This window comes from Bhargavaea massiliensis (assembly GCF_050480245.1).
In the GTDB taxonomy this organism is placed as follows: Bacteria; Bacillota; Bacilli; order Bacillales; family Anoxybacillaceae; genus Anoxybacillus.
Genome location: NZ_JBCNEQ010000049.1, coordinates 1 through 6,454 on the forward strand (window position 1 = coordinate 1; position 6,454 = coordinate 6,454).

At 44.6% G+C, this 6,454-nt stretch carries 5 protein-coding genes and 1 riboswitch; all 5 genes read right to left on the minus strand.

The features are described 5' to 3' along the window. Window positions 1-117: 117 nt before the first annotated feature. On the minus strand, window positions 118-1,575 hold the full coding sequence (locus tag ABEV15_RS09965) for an adenosylcobinamide amidohydrolase (protein ID WP_498853106.1): 1,458 nt from the start codon (window positions 1,573-1,575) through the stop codon (window positions 118-120). A 5-nt stretch (window positions 1,576-1,580) separates the two neighbouring features. Further along, on the minus strand, window positions 1,581-2,603 hold the full coding sequence (locus ABEV15_RS09970; protein ID WP_498853102.1) for a FecCD family ABC transporter permease: 1,023 nt from the start codon (window positions 2,601-2,603) through the stop codon (window positions 1,581-1,583). After that, window positions 2,569-3,525 carry an ABC transporter substrate-binding protein gene (locus ABEV15_RS09975; protein ID WP_498853103.1) on the minus strand — a complete coding sequence of 319 codons (957 nt, stop codon included), beginning with the start codon at window positions 3,523-3,525 and terminating at the stop codon, window positions 2,569-2,571. Before ABEV15_RS09975 ends, ABEV15_RS09970 begins: the two co-directional genes overlap by 35 nt. A gap of 116 nt (window positions 3,526-3,641) precedes the next feature. Continuing rightward, window positions 3,642-3,833, minus strand: a riboswitch (cobalamin riboswitch). Window positions 3,834-3,900: 67 nt separating this feature from the next. After that, a complete protein-coding gene (locus ABEV15_RS09980) occupies window positions 3,901-5,664 on the minus strand; it encodes an ATP-binding protein (protein ID WP_498853104.1) in 1,764 nt (587 codons plus the stop codon). Next, window positions 5,661-6,377, minus strand: a complete 717-nt coding sequence (locus ABEV15_RS09985) for a response regulator transcription factor (RefSeq protein WP_498853105.1) — start codon at window positions 6,375-6,377, stop codon at window positions 5,661-5,663. Before ABEV15_RS09985 ends, ABEV15_RS09980 begins: the two co-directional genes overlap by 4 nt. Window positions 6,378-6,454: the final 77 nt, after the last annotated feature.

A 6,454-nucleotide genomic window follows, 5' to 3' on the forward strand; every position in this document is an offset into this window, starting at 1 on the left:
ACAGTTGCACGACAGAGGAACGGGCTGGAGAAGCACCCCACCGTGTCATGACATCTATAACGTAGGCTCTGTTTCAAGCCTTGGTCTGGTCAACATGGGGCTTACAAGCCCATGACTTTAGTCATTGGGTTGTTGACCCTTTCGCTTTCGATAGCGGTCAATAGCTGTTTGCGTTGCTTCATATACTGCACGTGCAAGCTGTTTACCGATCGGTGTAATCGTTCCAGCGTATGCATAATATGTTCCTTGTTGAGAAGCGGCGATGGCAATAGAATCGGTTGATGTTCCTGTCGCGATCGTATTCGTTTGTGGATCGACGACTTGTTTATCACACAACGCTTTTGCTTTTGCTTCTGTTGCAGTCATTAGCGCTTGCACGAACGCAGCTTCTGATAAATGACCATCGATAAAAACGAACGTATTAATCGTCCCTGGAGAAGCGACTACATCTGTACGCCGCCAAGCATTTGCACTATCTACCGCATTTCCAACTCCAGCGGTCACCGCAACAAACAACCGAATATCTTCATCAACAAATGAAAACGCCACATCTTTCACATCGACAGCGGTCATCATTCCGACCGTCCATTGCTCATCAAAACCGTGTTGCCTCAAGAATTGAATCATCTCCTGCTCGGCATTGTCACAACGATAATCAAGCGGAACATGCCGATTGACGAACGTCGTCGCCCAACGTATACCGCCGCCAACAAGGGCAGATGAAAGCACTTTAAACGGCTTAGCTGTCTCTACGACGAGCATCGTTTCGTGTTCTTTGACGTGCCATAATCCCTCGTCTATATGCGGCATAGAAAATGGAACGAATGTGACGAGCGGCTTCGGTAAAACCGGGTGTTCGTGACGTTTCATTTTTGTTTCAAATACGCACTCAATCATTGATTCGCTCAACAATTCCCGCGGCGTTCCGCATGCAACAGCTTTTCCATCTTTCAATAAAAGAAGTCGGTCGCAATAAAGCGAGGCAATATTTATATCATGAAAAATAGCTACAACGGTAAGCCCTGATTGTTTTAATAAATTGAGCAACTTAAACTGCTGCGCCACATCCATATGGTTCGTCGGTTCATCTAAAAGCAATACGCGTGGTTGTTGCGCTAACGACCGTGCGAGTGCAGCGCGTTGCCGTTCCCCTCCACTTAATTGTTCTAACCGTACATGTTGTTTATGCGTCAATGTAACGGAATGAATCGCTTCAGTAACAATTTGTTCATCCTCGTTTGTCCAGCGCGGCAAAAGCGATGACTGATAAGGATAACGACCGAGTTCAGCCATTTCTTTTACTGTATAACCAAACGAAATATCTGTATGTTGAGGTAACGTCGCAACGAGCTTTGCATATTGTCTCGGTTTATACGTCTGAATCGGTTGACCGTAAACAAACATATCCCCTTGTTGCAAAGGAAGTTCACGACTCATCAGTTTCATTAGCGTCGTTTTCCCGCTTCCGTTCGGTCCTAACATACCGAAAAACTCCCCTTCATAAACGGTAAACGAAACATCTTCCAACACTTTTTTTTCCCCATATTGATACGAAACGTGCTTTACATCTATCATATCGATCACGTCTTCCGTCTTAAACTTTTAAATAACAATATTGCAAACAATGGTGCGCCAATAAATGATGTGATGACCCCAATCGGCAACTCCCGCGGGGCAACGATCGTTCGCGCAACTAAATCTGCTAATACGAGAAACGTTCCCCCATACAAAAAAGAAAGCGGCAATAATCTTTTATGATTAGCTCCACAAATGAGACGCGTCATATGAGGGATGACAAGACCAACAAACCCGATCGTTCCTGATACTGCCACAGCTGCTCCTGTAAGTAGCGATGCGCTCAACAAAATAAATAGTTTGCGCTGTAACACATGCACGCCAATGCTTGCAGCTGCTTGTTCCCCAAACGAAAATGCGTTTAGCTCGCGAGTGTGAACAAATAGACCGATAGAACCGATCACGAAAAACGGAAAAAACAAGGAAACGTACGACCAACCGCGCATCGCTACGCTCCCCATAAGCCAGCCGATGACTTGACGTAGCTCTTCTCCACTTAGGGCAACCATAAGCGAAATGAGCGAACCGAAAAAGGCGTTTATAATAATGCCGATTAAGACAATCGTCTCGATTGCCATATTCCGCTCTGCAAGTCGCGCAAATAATAAAACAAACAATAACGTCATCAGCGCAAAAATAATGCTAACAATCGGCAACGTAAACCGCCCGAGAAGTGGTAAATGAAGATGAAAGAAAAAAACGATGACCGCTCCGACAGCTGCACCAGACGATACTCCGATCGTATACGGATCAGCAAGAACATTTTTCAGAAGCCCTTGAAACGCTACCCCTGCAAGAGCCAACGCGGCTCCAATCAAAAAAGCGAGCACAACCCTCGGTAGACGAATCGAAACAATGATTTGCGAATCGGTGGCAGGCACTGTCGGTGTATGAATCAATGTCCCCCATATAGAAGAAAAGGGAATCGATTGTGATCCAATCGATATCCCTAACAATAAAGCAATGATCGCAATGATCGACGCAACGATGTAATTATTTAAAAATGTCTGGATAAACGACTTTGGCAATTTCTTCGACCCCTTCAGCTAAACGTGGTCCTGGACGAGAAACTAAATCTGAGTTCACATCATATACTCGCTTATTTTTGACAGCCGGAACGTCTTTCCATGCTGGGCGAGCGAGCACTTGCTCAACTGCGTTCGGCGTGTAATAACCGTACGTCGTAATAATGACATCCGGGTTTAACGCCACTGCATCTTCTTCCGTAAACATCGGCCATCCTTCTTGATCACCTGCCGCATTTTTCGCATGAATGATCGTTAACATCTCATCCATAAAAGTTCCTTTTCCAGCTGTATAAATTTCTGGTGCAGGCGAGACTTCGATCCAAACGGTTGCTTCTTCTTTCACCTCTTTTGCTTTTTCAGCAATGGCATCGATTTTTTGCTTCATTTGTTTCACAACGTCCGATGCTTCTTTCGTTTTCCCTGTCGCTTTACCGATTAGTTCAATGGACGCATATACGTCGTTGAACGACGTCGCATTTGGCACGACGATGACTGTAATGCCGGCATCTTTCAGTTGCTTTAACCCTTCTTCGGCGTTGTGGGCACTAGATGCATGGGCAAGCACAACGTCCGGCTGAAGCGCGATAATTTTTTCAACATTAAACTCCATGCCGCCGATTTTTTCTTTATTTTTCACATCTTCCGGATAGTTATCAAAATCGCTTACACCAACGATTTTGTCACCAAGTCCTAACGCATACGCAATTTCTGTATTGCTCGGGATAAGCGAAACAATTTTTTCCGGTTCTTTTTCAATCGTGACATCACCAACCGCATCTTTTATGGTGACTGGAAATGCGGCCTCCGCTACTTTCTCCTCTTGCTTTGTCTCTTTTGCCGGCTCTGCGTTATTCGCGCACGCCGCTAATCCGAGCGTCAACACAAGCGCAAGAAGCCATACATACTGCTTCCATTTTTTCATCATTTTTCCCCCTTTTATGTATCAAAATAAAAAGCTCACCCCGAATGGAATGAGCTGGAAACAACAAAAGACAACCGTCACCTTTGTCGTTTCGACGTCTCACTCCCCGAAGACGCGAATGACGATGCAAAAAGGCAGGTCTACTGACTTATGCGTCATCCTACTTTGAAGCCTTCCCATACGAATTGTACAGTGGCGTCCTTCATTTCGTCAGCATTTACAGTTGCGGGGACAGTTCTGGACTTGCACCAGATTCCCTATTAAGTCTACTAGGTTTCCCATTCGACACCTTTTTGCAACGAACGTATACAATTGTCGAACAATTTTTACGTTTCTATCATAGCCGAAAACGTCGCTTATGACAACAAAAATTTTCTATTTCAATGGAAGTGTAAATGTAAACGTCGTTCCTTCGCCGAGCTTACTATGAACGGCGATCGTTCCTTTATGGGCTTCAACGATGTTTTTCGCAATCGCAAGACCTAAGCCCGTACCAGAACGACCGCGCGTGCGCGCCTTATCTGCTTTATAAAAACGTTCAAACACAAACGGCAAATCTTCTTCTGCAATGCCCGAACCGGAATCTTGCACAGAGATGCGCACCGCTTCTTCATCCGCATCGACAATAACGCATACTTCACCGCCTTCATCTGTATGGCGAAGCGCATTATCAATTAAATTTGTCAACACTTGTTCAATGCGGTCAGGGTCAAACGAAACAGTAGACTCCTTGTTCATTTCAACAAGCAAACGAACCCCTTTTTCTTTCGCTAACGCTTGAAACTTATGAATGACTCGTTCCATATACGGACGAAGCGGCACTTGTTCTTTATGGAGCGTTAAATGACCAGCTTCCATGCGCGCTAAATCAAGCAAATCATTGACGAGGCGCCCCATGCGCAACGATTCGTCATAAATGACTTTTGCTAATTCTTTTTTCTCTTCCTCTGTTGCCGCAATATCATCGACGATCGCTTCGCTATATCCTTGAAGCATCGCAATCGGTGTTCTTAACTCGTGCGACACGTTTGCGATAAAATCTTTGCGCAATTTATCAAGCCGGCGCTCTTCCGTCATATCGCGAAGCACTGCAACCGCCCCGCGAATCATTTTGCCGTTGTATAGCGGAGTCATCACAATGACCCAATTCCGACCTTGCAAAGCCATTTCCGTCGCCTGTTCTTTCTCTTCCGCCACCGCTTTCGTAAACAATTCATTCACTTGCGGAGGAAGCGGCGATAAATCGTCGTGTTGCCCTTGTTCGTAGTACCATGCTTGTAGAAATCGGTCAGCAGGCGGATTCGTAATGAGCACTTCGCCATTGCGATTGAGCGTAATGACTCCATCGGCCATGCTGCTTAAAATGCTTGCTAATTGTTCTTTTTCTTGATTTAACGCATTAATGTGAAATTGCAATTGCCGACCCATTTGATTAAATGCCATCGCAAGTTCCCCGATTTCATCATGGGTGACGATCGGCACTTTGGAATCAAATTTTCCGCGCGCCATTTCAAATGCAACTTGCCTCATTTTTCGAAGTGGCGCTGTAATGCGCGTAGATAAGAAAAAGGCGAACACCGTCGTTAACACAATAGCGATAAATGCGGCAAGAAAAATAAATTTCGTCGTTTGCTTTGTCGTTTCTTCCACTGCTTTTAACGATTGGTACACGAAAACGGCACCATTTCCATTCGATGTGTGAAGCGGAACACCGACAATAAATAGCTCGTTATATTCATTGTTTCGCATCGTTTGATTTGGCATAATCGTCCGTTTCACCACTTTTTTTCCATCAAAAACGCGCGATAACTGTTTATCTTGCTGAATAAACGAAAGTGGCAAATCAGCAAGCTTTTCATTCGGTGAATACCAATAATGACGATCGTCAATAATAATCATTAGTTTCGACACGTCATCAACCATCGTCCATGCTATCGAGCGCGCAAACTGCTCATCATGCTCTGCGACAACACGTGCCACTTTCATTGCTTGTTGGGTTAGTTGATCTCCTGTTTTCTCCAAATCATATTTTTCGAAAAACCCGAGCAACAAAACAGTTAAAATAAAAAGAACGAAAGCAACAAGCAACAAAATCGTCAGCCATAGTTTGCCGACTACACTACGCCATAGTGCCATCATTCATTCACGACCTCAAATTTATACCCAACACCCCAAACGGTAACAATCATTTTAGCTGCAGCAGGCGACACTTTATTTAGTTTTTCACGCAACCGTTTGACGTGTGTATCCACTGTTCGCAAGTCGCCAAAAAATTCATAATGCCATACTTCTTTTAGCAACTGTTCACGATCAAACACTTTATCTGGCGATTTGGCTAAAAAGTGAAGCAACTCATACTCTTTCGGAGTTAAGCTCACTTCATGCCCATCCGCTGTCACCCGATGCGCATCATGGTCAATTGTTAAATGAGGAAATACGAGCACATCTCGTGCTGTCGTATCCGTTTGGACATACGGAGAGTTGGCTGTACGACGAAGCAGCGCTTTGACACGGAGCACCACTTCACGTGGGCTGAACGGTTTCACAATATAATCGTCCGTTCCTGCTTCAAATCCTTGCACGCGATTAGCTTCCTCTCCCTTCGCTGTTAACATAATGACGGGTGTCGCTTTTTTCTCACGCAACTGTTTGCACACTTCAATACCGTCTTTTCCAGGTAACATAAGGTCAAGCAAAATCAAGTCATAATCATTGTCAAGCGCTAATGCTAGCGCTTCTTCACCGTTTTCTGCTTCATCGATCATATATTGCTCACGTTCTAAATACATACGAAGCAAACGACGAATGCGCTCTTCGTCATCGACAACTAAAATTTTAATCTCCTTCTCCATGATGTCATACCTCCTCGTTCACTATTGTACAAAACTGCCATACTTTTTTCTACTTCTTAATCGAGTAGGAGGAGGTG